The organism is Methanococcus aeolicus Nankai-3, from assembly GCF_000017185.1.
Classification (GTDB): domain Archaea; phylum AGJL01; class Methanococci; order Methanococcales; family Methanococcaceae; genus Methanofervidicoccus; species Methanofervidicoccus aeolicus.
The window spans coordinates 846,534-864,652 of record NC_009635.1 but is presented as its reverse complement, the minus strand read 5'-3'; the positions used below and the strand labels follow the sequence as shown (position 1 = coordinate 864,652).

At 28.7% G+C, this 18,119-nt stretch carries 19 protein-coding genes and 2 tRNA genes; 14 read left to right on the top strand and 7 right to left on the bottom strand.

The window, feature by feature from the left end; all coding sequences use genetic code 11:
- Positions 1-32 precede the first annotated feature (32 nt).
- Positions 33-779 (top strand): 7-carboxy-7-deazaguanine synthase QueE, encoded by a 747-nt coding sequence (locus MAEO_RS04200; protein WP_011973548.1) that lies wholly within the window; start codon positions 33-35, stop codon positions 777-779.
- Positions 780-828: 49 nt separating this feature from the next.
- Here MAEO_RS04200 and MAEO_RS04195 read toward each other — a convergent pair whose 3' ends face one another.
- Positions 829-1,767 carry a homoserine kinase gene (locus MAEO_RS04195; protein ID WP_011973547.1) on the bottom strand — a complete coding sequence of 313 codons (939 nt, stop codon included), beginning with the start codon at positions 1,765-1,767 and terminating at the stop codon, positions 829-831.
- Positions 1,768-1,859: 92 nt separating this feature from the next.
- On the opposite strand from MAEO_RS04195, the gene MAEO_RS04190 reads away from it, so the two are divergent.
- The 3 genes from MAEO_RS04190 to MAEO_RS07795 are packed head-to-tail and all read left to right on the top strand — an operon-like array spanning position 1,860 to position 3,213.
- Positions 1,860-2,804: a 4Fe-4S binding protein gene (locus tag MAEO_RS04190; RefSeq protein ID WP_011973546.1), complete on the top strand. Its 945-nt coding sequence runs from the start codon at positions 1,860-1,862 to the stop codon at positions 2,802-2,804.
- 56 nt (positions 2,805-2,860) lie between these two features.
- Complete coding sequence (locus tag MAEO_RS07870; protein ID WP_157196821.1) at positions 2,861-3,019, top strand: hypothetical protein; 159 nt, start codon at positions 2,861-2,863, stop codon at positions 3,017-3,019.
- Positions 3,001-3,213: a protease inhibitor I42 family protein gene (locus MAEO_RS07795; protein WP_083756718.1), complete on the top strand. Its 213-nt coding sequence runs from the start codon at positions 3,001-3,003 to the stop codon at positions 3,211-3,213. Before MAEO_RS07870 ends, MAEO_RS07795 begins: the two co-directional genes overlap by 19 nt.
- Positions 3,214-3,253: 40 nt before the next feature.
- Here MAEO_RS07795 and cobJ read toward each other — a convergent pair whose 3' ends face one another.
- The 6 genes from cobJ to MAEO_RS04160 all read right to left on the bottom strand — a co-directional run bounded on the left by cobJ (position 3,254) and on the right by MAEO_RS04160 (position 7,404).
- Positions 3,254-4,009 carry a precorrin-3B C(17)-methyltransferase gene (cobJ, locus tag MAEO_RS04185; protein WP_011973545.1) on the bottom strand — a complete coding sequence of 252 codons (756 nt, stop codon included), beginning with the start codon at positions 4,007-4,009 and terminating at the stop codon, positions 3,254-3,256.
- Between the two features lie 617 nt (positions 4,010-4,626).
- Positions 4,627-4,701, bottom strand: a tRNA-Ile gene (locus MAEO_RS04180).
- A gap of 135 nt (positions 4,702-4,836) precedes the next feature.
- Positions 4,837-5,658: an NAD(P)H-hydrate dehydratase gene (locus tag MAEO_RS04175; RefSeq protein ID WP_011973544.1), complete on the bottom strand. Its 822-nt coding sequence runs from the start codon at positions 5,656-5,658 to the stop codon at positions 4,837-4,839.
- A 1-nt stretch (position 5,659) separates the two neighbouring features.
- The gene (locus MAEO_RS04170) at positions 5,660-6,238 is read right to left on the bottom strand and encodes a DUF3343 domain-containing protein (RefSeq protein ID WP_011973543.1); all 579 of its coding nucleotides are present in this window, start codon (positions 6,236-6,238) and stop codon (positions 5,660-5,662) included.
- Positions 6,239-6,361: 123 nt separating this feature from the next.
- On the bottom strand, positions 6,362-6,838 hold the full coding sequence (locus MAEO_RS04165) for a YeeE/YedE thiosulfate transporter family protein (protein WP_048062486.1): 477 nt from the start codon (positions 6,836-6,838) through the stop codon (positions 6,362-6,364).
- 65 nt (positions 6,839-6,903) lie between these two features.
- A complete protein-coding gene (locus tag MAEO_RS04160) occupies positions 6,904-7,404 on the bottom strand; it encodes a YeeE/YedE thiosulfate transporter family protein (protein WP_011973541.1) in 501 nt (166 codons plus the stop codon).
- A gap of 172 nt (positions 7,405-7,576) precedes the next feature.
- Here MAEO_RS04160 and MAEO_RS04155 point away from each other — a divergent pair, with 172 nt between their 5' ends.
- The 10 genes from MAEO_RS04155 (at position 7,577) to MAEO_RS04110 (ending at position 18,107) form a co-directional block, all read left to right on the top strand.
- The gene (locus MAEO_RS04155) at positions 7,577-8,182 is read left to right on the top strand and encodes a hypothetical protein (RefSeq protein ID WP_048062379.1); all 606 of its coding nucleotides are present in this window, start codon (positions 7,577-7,579) and stop codon (positions 8,180-8,182) included.
- A 97-nt stretch (positions 8,183-8,279) separates the two neighbouring features.
- Complete coding sequence (locus MAEO_RS04150; RefSeq protein ID WP_011973539.1) at positions 8,280-9,482, top strand: tripartite tricarboxylate transporter permease; 1,203 nt, start codon at positions 8,280-8,282, stop codon at positions 9,480-9,482.
- A 54-nt stretch (positions 9,483-9,536) separates the two neighbouring features.
- Positions 9,537-10,775, top strand: a complete 1,239-nt coding sequence (gene argJ / locus MAEO_RS04145; protein WP_011973538.1) for a bifunctional ornithine acetyltransferase/N-acetylglutamate synthase — start codon at positions 9,537-9,539, stop codon at positions 10,773-10,775.
- A 316-nt stretch (positions 10,776-11,091) separates the two neighbouring features.
- Positions 11,092-12,681 carry a DUF7343 domain-containing protein gene (locus tag MAEO_RS04140; RefSeq protein ID WP_011973537.1) on the top strand — a complete coding sequence of 530 codons (1,590 nt, stop codon included), beginning with the start codon at positions 11,092-11,094 and terminating at the stop codon, positions 12,679-12,681.
- Positions 12,681-13,673 carry a cell wall-binding repeat-containing protein gene (locus MAEO_RS04135; RefSeq protein ID WP_011973536.1) on the top strand — a complete coding sequence of 331 codons (993 nt, stop codon included), beginning with the start codon at positions 12,681-12,683 and terminating at the stop codon, positions 13,671-13,673. The genes MAEO_RS04140 and MAEO_RS04135 overlap by 1 nt, the downstream gene beginning before the upstream one ends.
- 173 nt (positions 13,674-13,846) lie before the next feature.
- Positions 13,847-14,926 (top strand): MJ1255/VC2487 family glycosyltransferase, encoded by a 1,080-nt coding sequence (locus tag MAEO_RS04130; RefSeq protein WP_011973535.1) that lies wholly within the window; start codon positions 13,847-13,849, stop codon positions 14,924-14,926.
- A 9-nt stretch (positions 14,927-14,935) separates the two neighbouring features.
- The gene (gene cofD, locus MAEO_RS04125) at positions 14,936-15,916 is read left to right on the top strand and encodes a 2-phospho-L-lactate transferase (protein WP_011973534.1); all 981 of its coding nucleotides are present in this window, start codon (positions 14,936-14,938) and stop codon (positions 15,914-15,916) included.
- Between the two features lie 334 nt (positions 15,917-16,250).
- Positions 16,251-17,069 carry a GTP cyclohydrolase III gene (locus MAEO_RS04120; protein WP_011973533.1) on the top strand — a complete coding sequence of 273 codons (819 nt, stop codon included), beginning with the start codon at positions 16,251-16,253 and terminating at the stop codon, positions 17,067-17,069.
- Between the two features lie 44 nt (positions 17,070-17,113).
- Positions 17,114-17,980 carry an MJ0144 family RNA dihydrouridine synthase-like protein gene (locus MAEO_RS04115; RefSeq protein ID WP_083756728.1) on the top strand — a complete coding sequence of 289 codons (867 nt, stop codon included), beginning with the start codon at positions 17,114-17,116 and terminating at the stop codon, positions 17,978-17,980.
- Between the two features lie 54 nt (positions 17,981-18,034).
- A tRNA-Gly gene (locus MAEO_RS04110) sits at positions 18,035-18,107 on the top strand.
- The last annotated feature ends 12 nt before the right edge of the window (positions 18,108-18,119 follow it).

Genomic DNA, 18,119 nt, shown 5'->3' with positions numbered 1-18,119 from the left:
GATTTTAATATAAAATAAAAACGGTGATTATTTTGATTAGTGAAGTCTTTTCGTCGATTATGGGCGAAGGAAAATTTATTGGGCGAAGATATATATTTATTCGATTTAAAGGCTGTCCTCTTAACTGTATTTACTGTGATGAATATACAAAAAATGATATGCCGTGCAGAGTTGAAGAAGTATCCGGGAGTGGAATATTTAAAGAATATATAAATACGGCAGAAAACAACAATTTAATTGAAATAATTAATAAAATAAAGACGCCTGATTTATTTGCTATTTCATTTACTGGTGGTGAGCCATTATTATATGCAGATAAAATTAAAGAATACTCCGATATATTAAATGATTTAGGCCATAAAACACATTTAGAAAGCAACGGAATGTTTCCAGATAAAATTAATTATTTTGATTATTCTTCGATAGACATAAAATTAAAGGAGCATTTTGATTTTAATAATTTTAACAGTAAAAAATACGATGAATTATACAACAATGAATTAAAATCAATTGAAAAATTATATAATTTGGGTTCTGATGTATATGGTAAGGTTGTAATTATGGAAAATACAACACCTGAAACAGTTGAACAAGTGGCAAAGGATTTATCAGATATTGGGGACGATATTATTTTATGTATTCAACCAGTTAGCCCATTTAAAGATATAAAATCACCATCTCAGCAAAATCTTTTAAAAATAATGGAGGTTTGTGGTAATCATTTGGGTGATAGCGTAATATGCACATCACAAATCCACAAATATTTAGGAATGTTGTAAAAATATAATATAATCATATAATAAAAGAATAATATTAACTATATGTCTGTTATTCTTCTTCCTTTACTACATATGCCCCAGCCCCCAGCGTAGTATAGTATATTGGACAATCCCAAGTTTCTTTAAATATTTTTTTAACTTCTAATACGCATTCTTTTTTAGGTAATGAGATTATTGCAGGACCTGAGCCACTTATGGTAATTCCATATACTAAATCTTTTACTTTTTCCTTGACTTCTGAATAATTATCAATTAGCGTAGCCCTACATGGTTCAACTACGGCATCCTGCATCATATATTTTCCAAATAATTCTACATTGTTATCATGTAATGAATAAATCATTCCACAGGCTTTTCCTACATTATTTACCATATCTTTTATTGGAATTTCTTTTGGAACTAATTCCCTTGCCTCTTTTGTAGATATTTGTATATTTGGTAGTGCCACCAATACTTCAAATTCTACTGGAATATGTATTATTTCCAAGGGGTCTTGATTTACCACCATTGTAAAACCGCCATATATTGCAGGTGCAACATTGTCAGCATGTGGAGCTCCTGCGGCAACAGCTTCTCCCAATGATGCATATTTTACCAACTCTAATTTTGGGAGCTCCAAACCAAATAGTTCATTTATTGCAACGGCAACTCCTGCACAAGATGCCGAGCTACTACCTAAACCACTTCCGGGCTTTATTCCTTTTTCTATGTGGATTTGTATATTTTTATCTATATTGAAATCTTCCATCATTTTTTTTGCTACAACTCCCGCAGTATTTTCATCTACTGCCGTAGGTATCTCTTCGCATTTCTCTCCTTCCATTGATATGGTTATTTTTTCATTTGAGAGGGTTTCATTTCCTCCTTTTTCTTCTACTATACTCACCGTAATTGTGTCATAAGGATTATTTAGTGCTAATCCAAAAACATCATAACCAGGACCTAAATTTGCAGAAGTTGCAGGAGAACATATTTTAACCATTTTCATAAAATCACCAACCATATATAATAAATATTTTATATTATAGTATGTATCTATTCGTCATTAATATATAAAAGATTAAGGATCATGGGGGAAAAATGGATGATGATAATAATAAATCTAATAAATGGAATTTATCATTAAATGATATGGGTCGTTCTTTAACCCTATTTGCGGTATTTATGGGTTATGCATTATTTACTTATTTTAAAACAAAAAACATATTTTTAATATTTAATTTTGTATATATTGGCAGTAGTATTGCATTAGGACTATTCCTTATAAACGGAGCTCCCAGAAAATTAATCCCTACAATAAGAAGAATAATATTATTTTTAATAGGTATTTATTTACTGGTTTATGTTGGATTTATAAGAACAGAAAATATGCAAATGGAAGGATTTTTCTTTTATCTATTCGGAGGGATTTTTGCAGGCTCTACAATTCATTATTTAATTGCAAAAATATTTGGTCCAATAATATTTGGACGGGGATTTTGCGGTTGGGCTTGTTGGATAGTTATGATATTTGAATTATTGCCATACAAAAAATCAAGAGGAAGAATAAAAAATTTAGGAATTGTTAAATATATTGTATTATTTCTATCTTTTGGTATTGTGCTTTATTTCTGGAACAGAGGATATACAATATACAATTATCCAGAACGAGAAATATTGTGGTTTGTTGTGGGGCTATTGTTATATTATTTATCGGGAATTATTTTGGCTTTTGCATTTAATGACAATAGGGCATTTTGTAAATATTTATGTCCTATTCCGCCGATACAGAACATATTAGGAAGATTTTCTTTAATTAAAATGTCAATAGATAAAGATAAATGTGTAGATTGCGGATTATGTGAAAAAAATTGCCCAATGGATATAAAATTATTAGACTATAAAAATGAAAATAAACGGATATTATCAACAGAATGTATATTGTGTAGCACATGTTCCTCGGTTTGTCCAAAACATGCTATTAGTACAAAAATAAAATTTGATTTTGGAAAAGATATTTTAAACTATAAAATTGATAAAAAATAATGTTAAATTTATAGTTTAAAAATAATAAAAATATAAATATCTTTTTTGGCAGTATTATGAAGATAGGAGCTCCTGCTTTGATTGCTATATTTATATATTTAACTGAATATAATATTGACGAAACAACACACAATAAAAATATAAAAGTTTCTAAATCGTTTACCATATTCCTTGAAGAAAATCCTACAACAGGTATATGTGGGACTATGTCATAGATAATAATGAAATAATTAATATTACGGCAAATAATTACAGTACTACGAATAATGGCAAAGTTGGAAGCGGGGGCACCCATCATTGGAATGTCGTAGGTCTGAAAAAAGGACACGCCACAATAATATTTAACTATAACCTATGGGAAAGCGATAGCATGGTTAAAACAGTAAGATATGAAATAACCGTAGAATAATAATAAAAAATATATATTTATATATTAAAGGAGCTCCCAATTATTTTAAATATTTATTTAAATACCCTCTTGGAGTAATCATTTTATTGTTTATTATTTTTGTGTTGGAGCTCCCAACTATTATGGTTGTATTCATATCAATATATTTCATGTATTCCTCTAAATTATCCATTAAATCGTTTATTGTGGTCATTTTATATTCTTCGTTATCTCTTCCTGCATTTTTTACAATTCCTACAACCAAATTTAAATTATTTTGTTTGGAATGATTTTGTATTATTTCAAAGCACTTTAAAAATGGCTCTTTTCTGGATTTACTAAGTGGATTATATATGGCAATAACAAAATCTCCCATTAATAAACTATTAACTCTTTTTAATATGATGTCTAATGGAGTTAATAAATCACTTAAACTAATAACGGCGAAGTCATGATTTAATGGAGCTCCCAATATTGCAGAGCATAAACTTGCAGAAGTTAAGCCACTTATTACCTCTATATCAACATTATAGTTATTTTTATTATTTAATTCATAGGATAGTGAAGCCATTCCATATATTGTGGCATCTCCACTTGATACCAATGCTATATTTTTATTTTTTGCTTCTTTTAGTGCATAATCCACTCTATCTATTTCTTTTTTCATTCCTGATGTGTAAATTGGTTTATTAAATCTTTTTATAAATTTTTCATATCCTTTATAGCATACAATTGAATCAACGGAATTTAAAACAGATTCAGCCTGTTCCGTAAAATATTCTTTATTTCCCGGACCTATTCCAACAATATATAGCATAATATCACACATAAAATTATAAAATTAAAAAAATAATATTCATCGTTTTGTTTTGGTAGCTGCGTCAGATAGTGCTGATGTCGTCATCCTGAAACAAAAATAAATATTGTTTCAGTCCGCGGGGGTAACTGTCATCATTCGCTGAGGCATGTCATCGACGACATACCTCGCAGAAACCTAGTATGTTAAGTTATTTAAAGTTTAGTATGTTCAAAAAATATACCCATAATGTCAGAGAAAGAAATTAACATAAAAAATAATTTGGTGGTGGAGCTCCCATAAAATAAATATAAATATACAAATATATCTACTTAAAAAAATAGTAGGGCGGCGGGGATTCAGAACGCACCCTTTAAAAAAGGGTGCTATCCAAAATCCAAACATCACTTTGTGATGTTCGGAACCTAAAAATAATAATATAATAAAATAAATATATATGCATATACAAATATATCTACTTAAAAAAATAGTAGGGCGGCGGGGATTCAGAACGCACCCTTTAAAAAAGGGTGCTATCCAAAATCCAAACATCACTTTGTGATGTTCGGAACCTAAAAATAATAATATAATAAAATAAATATATATGCATATACAAATATATCTACTTAAAAAAATAGTAGGGCGGCGGGGATTCGAACCCCGGACCACTCGGTTATCAGCCGAGCACTATAACCAGTCTAAGCCACCGCCCTAATCAACTGTTTGTTTGATGCACAATGAGATAAGGTATTTTAGTATATAAAGTTTTCCATAATCTAATAATTTAGTTGTATGGTTCTATATGGTTTTCGGAGCCCCATAAAAAATTAAAAAATTATTTTAATAATTTATATGTCCATTTCCTTTAAAACTTCTGGAATTGCATTTATTATTTCGGAAATTTGTGTATTTGGTTTTGCATTTATTTTCTGTCCTAATTTTCTGTTTATGGTGCATCCTATTAATGACGCCTTTGTAGGTTTATATCCTACGGCTATTAAAGAAGATACAATTCCTGTTAAACTATCGCCTGTTCCACCTATGCATTCCATGGCCTCAATTAAGGGAGCTCCCACGGTATCGACAATATTGCCATCTTCAACGATATAGTCGGTTTTTCCTTTAACTACCATGTGCTTTGGCATCTTTTGATTATGTGCTCTTTTTATAAGTTCGGGCACTTCTTTATCGTCAATTTCTGATATAAATCCTCTCACATAGGCAGGATGGGATGCCTCTTCGTCAGCCAAAAAAGAAAGCTCTCCGACATCTGGAAAAAACATATAAAATTTATCCCCTATTTCCCCCGCTTTTCCCACATACATTCCACCAGCATCACCTATTACTTTACCGGAAAAATCAACTTCTTTTATTTTTGTTATTTTTGGTTTTATGTAGTGGATTATTGCCAAATCGTCATTTATTTCTCTTAATTCGTCATATATTTTTAAACTACCATCTCCTTCTCCGATGTCTCCTGCCGTAATTGCTGTTATATTATTTTCTACTCCAAAATATTCCATAGTTTTTAAAGATGCTCCTATTAAAGCCCCCGTCCCCATAGATACTGGAAATTCTTTATTATTTATAATTATTTTATTGTTGCATAATTTGGGAGCTCCTTTGATTAAATCCATTCCTTTAATTGGCATAGTTCCTGCTATTATCATGTTATTGCCTCGCCAACTCTTGGGCTTTCACAAATGCTTTATTTAATGTATATGCACATAATGAATAACCTAAATTTTTTGGGTTGTCTTCTATTTTTAAATTATTAATATTTTTACCTTTTAAATTAAGTGTTAAATATGGAACATCGGGACATCCTCCCCCTGATACATTTACTATATCTCCTTTTTCATCAATGGTTATTTTCATATTTCCGCATCTAACCATAGTATAGTTGTCTATTTTTTTAATTTTTACCAATTCCAATGGCTTTTGAGAGTAATTTTCAGCCGAAATATATTTAGTAGGTGCAATTTTATTTTTTTCAAGGGTATTTTGGATTCCAAATTCATCTATTAAGTCATATTCAATGGCTAAATCACAACCTTCTCTTATTTCCATTGGGGGAGCTACAACTTTAATATTAAATCTGGATTTTTTTAATATCTGTTCTGATTTCATGGTTTCCTTAACATTACTAAATATTATTATTCCTTTTTTTTCGTTTTTATTTTTCGGAGCTTTTATATTTTTATCTTTAATGTTATTGGAGATTATTTTTTTCAAAGTTTTAAACGCCATATTTTCAACTCATGGTATATCATGTTTTTGTAAATTATTATTTATTATAATTAAATATCTAAAAAATAAAATATTATAATGGTTATAAAAATAAATTAAAAAAATAGTATAAATAAATATGGGCTATAAACCTAATGATTTAACAAATGGAGCCACCCATAAATGGAATATTACTGCACCAACTGCTAAACCCAATACATAGGTAATTGCTGTTTTGTTCCCTTCTGCTGCCATTACATAGTTTCTTAAAGGACAGCCACCTTGAATTATGGATAAAAATCCTACTCCAAAGCCCCCGATACATGCCAATATTATATGCCCCATGACACTACCACTTGCACCAATTGGGTCTCCTGGGATTGGAACTAATAATCCTTTTGATAATGCCCATGGAAATGCACTAATAAGTCCCATAGCACTAAATATGGCATATCCAATAAATGCCCCGGCTATTGTTCCAAATAGACCTTTTAATAAATAACTATCTTTTACAAGATAAAAATCTCTCATTCCACCTGCGAAACACATTCTTGACCGTTGGAATAAATATCCCAAAACAATACCAAACAATAAAGTTCCAATTGCGTGAATATACATAATACCACCACACAGTATTTTTTTTATTTTCAATTATTATTATTATTATTATTATTTATTTTATTACTCTAAATTTTCTTTTTTAAATATACTTCACTAGCTACTACAATACCAATAAACATGGCGATTAAACTTATAATGGCTATAATATCAAAGTATGCAGCCCTAAGAGATTCCCTAACTGGACAACCACCCATTAACAATGCGAATATCACTACTAAAATACCAATAACAAAACCTAACAATGGGTTGTGAGTTTGTTTAAATTTAAACTCTTTGTGTGCATTTGAAGCAATTAAAGCACCAACAAAAATACCTACAACAGTTAAAACAGGAGCAAATTCTGAAGCCACAAGTCCGGTGGCAGCATCTTTAAAAACAGGAGCTACAAATAATGTGGTATCTCCCAATATTCCAGTTTTATTCACCATCCAATTTACCAAATCTCGGGTATGGCAGGCAATACATATCCCGTATGCAGGCGGGGCAGTTATTTTAAAAAATGCCTGTAATATCGCCGCAGAAAATCCGGTAATAAGACCCACAGTTAGCGGAGTTATTTTTTTCACATTTTCACCTATTGGATTTTTTAATATCTAATTCATAATTTATATTACTTAATAGTATAAATATAGTATATATAATTTTCTTTTTAAAAAATTTGATGTGTTCATCGATATTAGGAAAATTAATATGGTCATATAATAATCCATAAATATAATAAAGAATATATGCTAAATTATGAAAATAAATGATAAAACAATCATGATTATATCGTTTATTTGTATGGTTTTAGGGACAGGGATATTATATATGTACAACATAGAACCAGGAAATAAAGATATTGCAAAAATTAAGGAAGGAGATTTCGTAGTAATAGATGGAATAATTCAATCTATGGGGGTATATAAAGACGAATATAATCATATTCAAAAAATAAAATATATTAAAATAAGAGATAATACGGGCGGGGATTTAAGAATAGTGGCATTTGATGATGTGAATAACGACTTAACAAACTATATTAAAAGCACAACACCAACAATAAAAGAAGGGGATAAAATTGAAGTTATTGGGACAATTAGTGTGTATAATGGGATATACGCCATAGTTTTAAAAGATATAGGGGATTTTAAATTAATTAAAAAGGAAAATTATGAAAAAGATATATATTTATCACCAAATCCGACAAATATTTGGGCTTCAAAAAGTAGTAAATTATATCATATAAATCCAAATTGCCCATATGGGAAGAAAATAAAAGATGGAAATAGAAAATATTTTTATTGTGAACAGGATGCAATTGATTTAGGTTATAATATATGTAAATGGTGCTCAAAAAATTAATTATTTATTATTAATTATCGGTAGTTATTTAGTAGTTATATATTATTTGTATATTGTTATATATTATTGAATAAAACTAAATAAACAGGATAAAAAAATGAATAATTTAACAGATATACCTTTTTTATTTATGGGTGGCATTTGCGGAATATTTACGGGTTTACTTCCCGGAATTCACCCAAACACGATTCTACCTATTTCTTTTGTATTTTTGCCAATTATTCCAACAAATAGCTTTACTTCTTTTTTAATCGGTATGGTTATAACCCATTATTTTATAAATTATATTCCCTCTGCATTCATCGGAGCTCCCGACGATGAGACCGCTGTATCCGTCATACCTCTACATAATTTAACAAAAAATGGGGAAGGATATGAAGGCATAATTTTGTGCGGGATGGGAGGATTTATTGGAATAATTTTCTCACTATGTTTTTTATTTCTGATATTATTATTAAATTTTGATTTAAATGGATTGTATGCATTATTTAAACCATTTATTCCTTTTGTTTTATTGTTGTTGATAATTATTACGGTTATTTTTTCAAGTAATAAAATATGGAGTATAATTATAATGGTGCTTTCTGGCATTCTTGGTTTTGTTGTATTATATAATGGCCCACCAATAGAAAATATTTTAACACCCTTATTTACTGGAATGTTTGCCATTCCATTATTAATCGAAAACTTAAAAACTAGTAAATTAACTCACCAGATTATATCGTTTCCAGAATTTGATTTATCTCATTTAAAATCTGCCATTGCTGGAACGGTCGGGGGATTTTTTAGGATTTTTTTACCGGCTATTGGGGGAGCCCAGATAAATTTCTTTTTAAGTAAAATTATAAAAGAAAATGACATTAAAAATTTTTTAGTATCTCAGGGCTCTATAACCTTATCAAATGAAGTTTTTTCAGTTTTGGCATTATTATTGATTGGAACTGGGAGAAGTGGAACGGCAATTGCTATGAAAGATTTAAATATTAATTTAAATTATGATATTGCAATATATATGTTAATTATAGCAGGTTTTGGATTTTTTGCCCTATGTTTTGTGGCAAAATATTTTTTAAGATATATGAATAAGGTAGATTATGGAAAAATTTCATTTTATTTATTGATATTTTGTAGTGCAGTTATATTTGTATTGGGGTATTTTTCCAACTATTTAATATATTATTTAATTGTCTATATGGTGTCGGTGTTTTTAGGGATTTTATGTGTAAAAACAAAAGTAAATATGTCCTATATGATGTGTGTTTTAGTATTGCCAACAGTTTTATATTATTTAATTAGATAATATTGATGGAATATTTTATTTTATCTTATAATATGTGTTGCATTTGGTGAAAAAATGAAATCTGACCTTAAATTTAAAATAATAGATAATGGAGTAGTTGCTCCAAAAGGATTTAACGCTAATGGACTTAAAGAAGGAAAATATGGTGTAGGAATCATATATTCAGAAAAAGAATGCGAAACTTCTGCAACTTTCACAACAAATAAAGTTGTGGCTCATCCGGTAATATTATCAAAGGAAATTTTAGAAAATAACAGAAGCAAAATAAGGGCAATTGTGGTAAATAGTGGGAACGCTAATTGTTTTACAAAAAACGGATATTATGATTCAAAAGAGATGATAAAAGAAACTGCAAATTTATTAAATATTCCAGAAAATAGTGTTTTGGTTGCATCTACGGGAGTAATTGGTAGAAAAATGCCAATGGACATTATAAAAGATAGAATACATAAAACAAATGAATTACTAAAAAAAGAAAATAACAATGATAACATTGCCAAATCCATAATGACAACAGATGCCTTTCCAAAAACTGTTGCCGTAGAATTTGAAGTAAATGGAACTCCTGTGAGAATTGGAGCTGTGGCAAAAGGTGCAGGAATGATAGCTCCCGATATGCTACATGCTACAATGTTATGTTTTATAACTACGGACATAAATATATCCAACAAAGATTTAACAAAATCCCTTCAAAATGCCGTAAATGAATCATTTAATAATGCTGTTGTAGATGGGGACACTTCTACAAATGATACTGTTTTTGTAATGGCAAACGGCGAAAGCGGTGTAAATTATAGTAATAATAATGAATGTAAAGAATTATTTGATGAAGCTCTACAATTTGTATGTGTTGAGATGGCAAAATTAATGGTAAAGGATGGGGAAGGGGCTACAAAATTAATGGAAGTAATGGTAAAGGGAGCTCCTTCAAAAGAAGATGCAGTAAAAGCATCAAAATCAGTTGTTCGCTCTCTTCTGGTAAAAACTGCACTATATGGAGAAGACCCAAATTGGGGAAGAATTGCGGCATCTGTGGGATATAGTGGGATAGATATTGATATGGACAAAATAGATATAATAATTGGTGATTCCAATAATGAAGTTATGCTTGTAAATAGTGGAGCTCCCATTGCAGACGAAGGAACGGAAGAATTAATGGTGGCTGAAAATATTATGAAAAGTAAGGAAATAAAAATAATAGTTGATTTAAAAATGGGAGATTATGAAAATACGGCGTTTGGTTGTGATTTGGGGCATGAATATGTTAAAATAAACTCAGAATACACCACATAATACATAATGTAGCATAATACAAAATTATAAAATAATATATTACGATTTTTTTTATTTTCTTTATTTTTTTAAATATTTATGTTCTTTAACATACACATTAACTATATTTAGTCAATCTTCAAAAACTATCCTATGATAGTCCAAAATAATTAAATAATTATAGGTTTAACATTATATGTATTTGAATAACACAGTTTTATCTGTGTATTCTATGTGTGAAAAAGTTCGAAGATTGGCTATATTTAAATATTATTTTGATTATATAAACATCCAGTTTTAAAATGTGTAGGGTATAGGATATATAATCCGTGATAAAATGGTGAGCAGGTTTAAAAAATTTGAAAAATTTAAAATATTATTTTCATTATTATTGTTGCTATCACTGGGCATATTTAATTCGGCCAGTGCCATAAAATTTGAAAATTATGTCGTAGTTTGTGATATTGATTCAAACAATAAAATAAATACAACAATAAATTTAGAGATATATAATAATAATACGGAAGAAATCAAAGAAATTACCTACATAATACCACATAAAATAAATAATTTAAATGTTAAGTCAAGTAGTGAATTGGATACCTATTCAAGCATATTATCAGGGAGCTCCACAGAAGTAATAATTAAATTTAAAAATCCCATAAAAAAAGGTGAAAAAGGAAATCTAATTATTTCGTTTACTGGGGACTTGGTTTGGGATAAAGAAAATAAGAAATTACTTTCATTTAGTGTTCCTGCTGTGGATTCTGATTTTACAATGATTATAAAGCTTCCAATGGGTGCTTCGGTGGTGTCTCCTGCTGAGGGTCTATTAAGTATCACTCCACAAGATTATACAATTGACACAGATGGAAAAAGGATATTTGTAAAATGGAATAAACAGCTTAGGAGCTCCGATAAGTTTTTTACTTCAACTGTATCCTATGCTATACTGGCTCCAAATACAAATAACAGCAACATAGTAGAAACTCAAAATGGAAGATTAGATACCATATATTATATGTTATGTGGTGTGCTCATATTGATTACACTGGGTTCATTTTATGGAATATATTATGAAAAAAATAAAAATAGGCGGAAAAATAACACAATAAAGGAAATATTAAAAGAAAAAGAAAAATTATTGGATGAAATAAATATTATTAAAGAAAAATATAATGACGAACAAATTAAATCAAATAATAAACTGAAAGAACTGGAAAAAGATTTGGAAAATAAATTAAACATTGCAACACATGAATTAAATCTCAAAGATGAATCAATATCTGAATTAAATAAGGAGTTAAATAATTTAAAAAATGAAAATAATAAATTAAATGTATTAATATCTGAATTAAAAACCAGTTTGGAGAAATCAAATAATGATTTAAAAAATAAATTGAAAAATAAAGACGCATACATAGAAAAGATTGAAACGACCAATAAAACCTTAAATTCAAAAATAAGTGAATTAACTCTAAAAATAGAGGAATTGAATAAAGCAATCAATGCAATGGAACAGGAACAGGAACAAAAATTGCAAAAAAAACAGGAACAGGAATTACAGAAAGAGCAAGAATATAAACAGCAAATTGATGGGCTAAATAAAGAATTACTAAAATATCGGTCAGAGCTTAGGAAAAAAGAAAAAGAAATAATTGAATTTAAAAATCTGTTAGATAATTACGAAAAAACAAAAGAACAGATGTTTATGAATATCTTGACAGAGGATGAAAAAATGATAATTAACTTAATAAAAAGTAAGGAAGAAATCACACAAAAGGAAATTGTGGAGATAACGGGATTAACTAAACCAAAGGTTTCAAGGATAGTGTCGGATTTGGTGGAGAGAGGGATAATTAGAAAGGTAAAAATCGGAAGGATAAATAAGCTAATAATATCTGACGAATTAAATGGGTGGTTATAATGAAAAAAATCAAATATATTATATTATCATTTTTAATAATTTTAATTAATGGGACAAATGCAATCACAATAGGGGAAGAAAAACCTTCCTTAGTAGATGTTGTGGTTATCACAAATGATAATTGGGTAGATTGCCTATCGGCCATAAATTATGCCTATGAAAATGATGGAGTAATACTTCAAACCAATGGTGATAAATTAAATCCAGAAGTAGAACAAATTATATCGGCAATAAATCCTAAAAAAATAGTAATTGTAGGAGGGAATAAAGCTATTTCTTATGATATAGAAAAAGATTTGGAAAAATATGGAACCGTAGTTAGAATTTGGGGCATGGATAGGGTAGAAACAAACGAGAAAGTAATAAAACAATTAAATACTAATAAAACAATGGTTTTAGTAAATGCCCATAATTTTTCTAATGTTGTAAAAGTTTCAAATCAATATATTCCAGTTTATGTGGGCGTAATGGTGTTTAATCCAAATGAAGTTGTTAGGTATTATAATAAAGATACTGTGCATATATACAAAAACAACCGATTAATTGGAACATACAGTAGAAATAATGTGGTGGAAGTCCCAAAAAAAATAATCGTTATAAAAAAACCAAACATTGACAATATTACGAATTGCTATGGTAATGATATTGAGAAATTTGGTTATATTCCAGTCAATATCAAAAACTCACATTATGGTGTTATCGTAGATAAAAATAATCCGTCTGCATTATTACTGTCAAAATATTTGGGAGCTCCTGCAATTATGGGAAATGATAAAAAATATATAATCGAATATAATAATGATAGTGTTAATAATAGTATAATTGTGTCTACAAATATAATTGTGCTTAAAAAGGCAAAAGAATTATATTTAACAAATAACGATGTTGAACAGTCTCTAAATGAGGCAAAAACACAATTATGGTCCAAAAAAATCCCCGTAGATAAATATGATATTCCACATAGGTTTTTGAGAGCATATGTTGAGAAATAAATATGTATAAATTTTATATGTTCTAGTATGTTAAAGAACTTTTTACAGTAAAACAAATATACAATAAATATTCTTTATATTTTGTGGTCGAAATTCCATGTATTTCTGGATATTTAAAGAATGGACTTTTTGAACATACTATATTTGGGCATAATTTATCTATTGGTGAAATTATGAAAATACTAATTTCTGTATGTGGGGAAGGATTGGGGCATACAACAAGATGCATTGCTATGGGTCAAGAGATATCTAAGGAGCATGATGTGGCATATATTGCATATGGGAAAAGTAAGGAATTTATAGAAAAATATAATTACAAAGTTTTTGAAACATGCCCAGAAATAAAACTAACCGGAAAAAATGGAAAATTTGATATTAAAAGAAGCATATTTAATAACGAATACAACCCAGCAAAAGCAATATTAATAGAAAAAAATATAATAAAAAAATATAATCCAGATATAGTAATATCGGACTGTAAATATAGTACCATAGTAGCTTCAAAACTATTAAAAATACCATATTATATAATGACAAATCAAAATTATACGGGAACCCATAAAAAGGAGAAAATAGTGGTTTATCCAGTTATGAAAATATTAAATGCAATTAACAAATCTGCGAAAAATGTTATTATACCAGACTTACCTGCACCAAATACAATATGCCAATATAATTTAAAAAACATAGGAAATTCAATGTATCTGGGGCCATTGATACGATATGACTTAAAAGATTATGTTGTAAACAGGGGCGATTATATATTAAGTATCATTGGTGGATTTGAATATAGATTTGGAATATTGGAAGAATTAAATAAATTGGCAGAAGAAAAAAATTTAAAAATAAAAATGGTTTGTGGAAGTCATGAAGTTGCAAAAAAAATAAATAATAAAAAATCAAAAACTGTTGAAGTAATACCTGTGGCCAAGGACATAGGATTATTAATGAAAAATTGTTCTTTTGTGGTTTGCCATGGCGGACATTCTACCCTTATGGAGGCCATTAGTTTTGGGAAGCCGATGATTACAATTCCTGATTTAGACCATCCAGAACAGGAAAATAATACTAAAAAAATACAGGAGTTAAAATGTGGTATCCAACTATCCCATAGAAATTTAAATGATTTAAAATATGCTATTGATGAGATGAATAATAACAATATTTATTTTAAAAATGCCGAAAAATTAAGTGAAATATGTAAAAAATATAACGGTAGAGAAAATATAAAAAATATTATAGATAATAGATAAGGGGTTATTATGAAGGTTTGTATTTTATCAGGAGGAACAGGAGCTCCCAAATTAATACAAGGATTAAAAGAAATTTTGCCAGAAGAAGATATTTCTGTAATAGTAAATACTGGCGAAGATACTATGGTAGGTGATTTATATTTATCTCCTGATGTAGATACTGTATTATATACGCTATCCAATCAAATAAATGAGGACACCTGGTATGGTGTTAAGGGAGATACATTTATCGCCCATAATACAATTAAAGAGTTTGAAAATAAAGAAAACAATACATTTGGGGAAAATCTTAGAATAGGGGATAAAGATAGGGCTTTAAAGATGCATAAAACGCATTATATAAATAAAGGTTATCCATTATCTAAAATAATAAAAATGGAAAAAGAATTATTTGGAATAAAGGCAAATATATTTCCAATGACCGATGATATCGTTAGAACCAAAATATTAATCAATGAAAACAATAATAAATATCTTATTGATTTTCATGACTTTTGGATTAATAGAAGGGGAAATGCTACCGTAGTTGATATTTTTTATGAAAATTCTAATTATGCGGGAGCTCCAAGCAAAACGATAGAATGTATTAAAAATAGTGATATTATTATAATTGGTCCATCGAATCCCATAACTTCAATAGCTCCCATATTAAGTATTAAAGATATTAAAGATACAATAATTGAAAGTAATAAACCAGTAGTTGCCGTATCTCCCATTATTGGAGAGGGTGCTGTCAGTGGTCCAGCTGGAATATTAATGAAGGCAAAAGGATATCCTGTAAGTGCAGAGGGCGTCTGTAAATTCTACAATGATTTAGGTATTAATATAAATACCATGATTTTAGACAATATTGATAAAAATAAAGATTTTGAATTAAAAGTAAATAGCTGTGATTCCAATACTGCTGTGGCATATACAAATACAATAATGAAAACAATTGAAGATAAAATAAACCTTGCAAAATTTATAGTCAATCTTCGGACTATTTAAGGTGGATAAAGGACAGTTATTGAAGATTAACTATATTTTAGGGCATGCATGATATTTCACCGTTTGTTTATATAATATATCTAAGACGATATGCTTAAATATATAAAACGAGATATGGACGGAGATTTTAATGTATGGTCCCGAATGTGGATAATATTCTTTATTAATATATTTTATACCAACATTAATAAAATAAAAACAAATAATATAAAATATAATCTATATTATATAGGATAATTAATAAGTATTAAATATATGCCCCATAATTATTATTTTTATAATATATTATTATTTATGGGATTAAGTCAATTGCTAAAATAACAATGATGATATCATGATTCAGATAACGATTATACAAATAGATAATTATGGACCTTGGACAGTTACTCCAAATCCCAGAAGGGAAAGTGATTTGCAGGCATTGCAATCACGACTATATAGTGATTTAAATTTACAGTTTGGAGCTCATAAAGGATTGGTATTTTATACTAGATTTGACAATCTTATGGCTATTACCAATGGTATTGACACGGAGACACATAAGAGAATACAAGATAGTATTAAAAATAGATATCCTTTTACTGTTAGTATGGCATCTGGGGTTGCGGAAACTCCTTATGAAGCACAGAAAATTGCAACTGCAAAAATTCAAAATAAAGGAAGTGCCCAAGATAAATATAGGACTGAAATATTAGATATTGAAGAATTGGATAATTCAATAGAAAATACTGTGACACTTGCCCATGTTGATATAAATGACATCACTGGAACGCTAACAGATTTAGAAAATGCTTATGACACATATGTTAGTGTTAATGAAGTTCATTTAGCACTGATTAAAGAACTAAAAAAATATAATGCAATGGGATTCTTTATTGGCGGAGATAATTTTATGGCCCCATGTAATGGAATGACAGAAGAAGATTTTTTAGAGATGTTTGAAAATATTAAAAATTCAACAGGAATTGATTTAAAAGCAGGAATTGGAATTGGTAAAACTGCCGAAGATGCTTCAAATATGGCAGATATTGGATTGGAATTAATAAGGGACAAAAAAACGGCTACTCAGGTATATACATTAAATTATGAAGAATATGCCGTAGGCAATATAGTAAATCAACGGACATTAGGAGTAAATATGGATTGCAAATAATATTATTATATTATTATATACGCCACCCATACAATTTTGATAAAATGTATAATAAAAATAATAAAAATAATAATTTGTTGAATTTAAAGAATAAAATAAGTAAAAATAAAAAAATAGTCCTTGCCCCAATGGCAGGAATTACAGATGGAAAATTTTGTAAAAAATACAAAAATCTATTTGCTATAGTTTGTATTGGGGCATATGATTTGGACAAAGATAGTCAAATTGCCAGTGAGAAAATTGTAAATCGGGGAAGAAAAGAGTTTTTATACAATTTAGATGAGTTCGATAACATAATACAACAAAATATAATGGATGCAAAAGAAAGCGGAGCTCCCGTTTCTGTGAATGTTAGATTTAAGGATATAAATAAATCCATAGATAAAATAAAAACCATATTGCAACATTCCGATATTTTTGAATTAAATTGTCATTGCAGACAAAAAGAAATTACAGATTTAGGAATTGGGCAGGAGCTCCTAAAAAAAGAAAATAATAGAATATTGAAAAATAATTTAAAAATAATAAATAAAATAAACAATGAATTAAGTGGGCAATTAAATGGGCAATTACATGGGAGCTCCACTCCAATTTTTTTAAAAATTAGGGCAAATTTTATTTCTTCAAATGAATTGATAAATAATTTAAACAATGTGAAAGATTATTTTGATGGGTTGCATATTGACTGTTTTTATCCAAATAAAAATTGTGCTGATTTAGATTATTTAATGGATTTAAGGAATAATTTTAAAGATAAGATAATAATTGGAAATAATTCAGTAAATTCCATTAATGATGCAAAAAATATGTTAAAATATTGTGATTTTGTATCTGTTGCGAGATGTATTTTAAGAGATAATATAGAATGGATTAAAGAAATAAACAATAAAACCGAAAAGTATATATATTAGAAGTTCCTTTGTATTGATTGATTGAATTAATTAAGGATTGTTAAATGATAATAAGCGGTTTTGATGTAGCCTGGTATCATACGGCCCTGCCACGGCCGACACCCGGGTTCGAATCCCGGAGACCGCACTTTAATATATT

Coding starts and splice junctions, on each gene's coding strand:
- MAEO_RS04195 (WP_011973547.1), bottom strand. CDS start 1,767: ATGAAAATGGTTAAAATATGTTCTCCTGCAACTTCTGCAAATTTAGGT.
- MAEO_RS04190 (WP_011973546.1), top strand. CDS start 1,860: ATGGATGATGATAATAATAAATCTAATAAATGGAATTTATCATTAAAT.
- MAEO_RS07870 (WP_157196821.1), top strand. CDS start 2,861: ATGAAGATAGGAGCTCCTGCTTTGATTGCTATATTTATATATTTAACT.
- MAEO_RS07795 (WP_083756718.1), top strand. CDS start 3,001: ATGTGGGACTATGTCATAGATAATAATGAAATAATTAATATTACGGCA.
- cobJ (WP_011973545.1), bottom strand. CDS start 4,009: ATGCTATATATTGTTGGAATAGGTCCGGGAAATAAAGAATATTTTACG.
- MAEO_RS04175 (WP_011973544.1), bottom strand. CDS start 5,658: ATGATAATAGCAGGAACTATGCCAATTAAAGGAATGGATTTAATCAAA.
- MAEO_RS04170 (WP_011973543.1), bottom strand. CDS start 6,238: ATGGCGTTTAAAACTTTGAAAAAAATAATCTCCAATAACATTAAAGAT.
- MAEO_RS04155 (WP_048062379.1), top strand. CDS start 7,577: ATGAAAATAAATGATAAAACAATCATGATTATATCGTTTATTTGTATG.
- MAEO_RS04150 (WP_011973539.1), top strand. CDS start 8,280: ATGAATAATTTAACAGATATACCTTTTTTATTTATGGGTGGCATTTGC.
- argJ (WP_011973538.1), top strand. CDS start 9,537: ATGAAATCTGACCTTAAATTTAAAATAATAGATAATGGAGTAGTTGCT.
- MAEO_RS04140 (WP_011973537.1), top strand. CDS start 11,092: ATGGTGAGCAGGTTTAAAAAATTTGAAAAATTTAAAATATTATTTTCA.
- MAEO_RS04135 (WP_011973536.1), top strand. CDS start 12,681: ATGAAAAAAATCAAATATATTATATTATCATTTTTAATAATTTTAATT.
- MAEO_RS04130 (WP_011973535.1), top strand. CDS start 13,847: ATGAAAATACTAATTTCTGTATGTGGGGAAGGATTGGGGCATACAACA.
- cofD (WP_011973534.1), top strand. CDS start 14,936: ATGAAGGTTTGTATTTTATCAGGAGGAACAGGAGCTCCCAAATTAATA.
- MAEO_RS04120 (WP_011973533.1), top strand. CDS start 16,251: ATGATTCAGATAACGATTATACAAATAGATAATTATGGACCTTGGACA.
- MAEO_RS04115 (WP_083756728.1), top strand. CDS start 17,114: ATGTATAATAAAAATAATAAAAATAATAATTTGTTGAATTTAAAGAAT.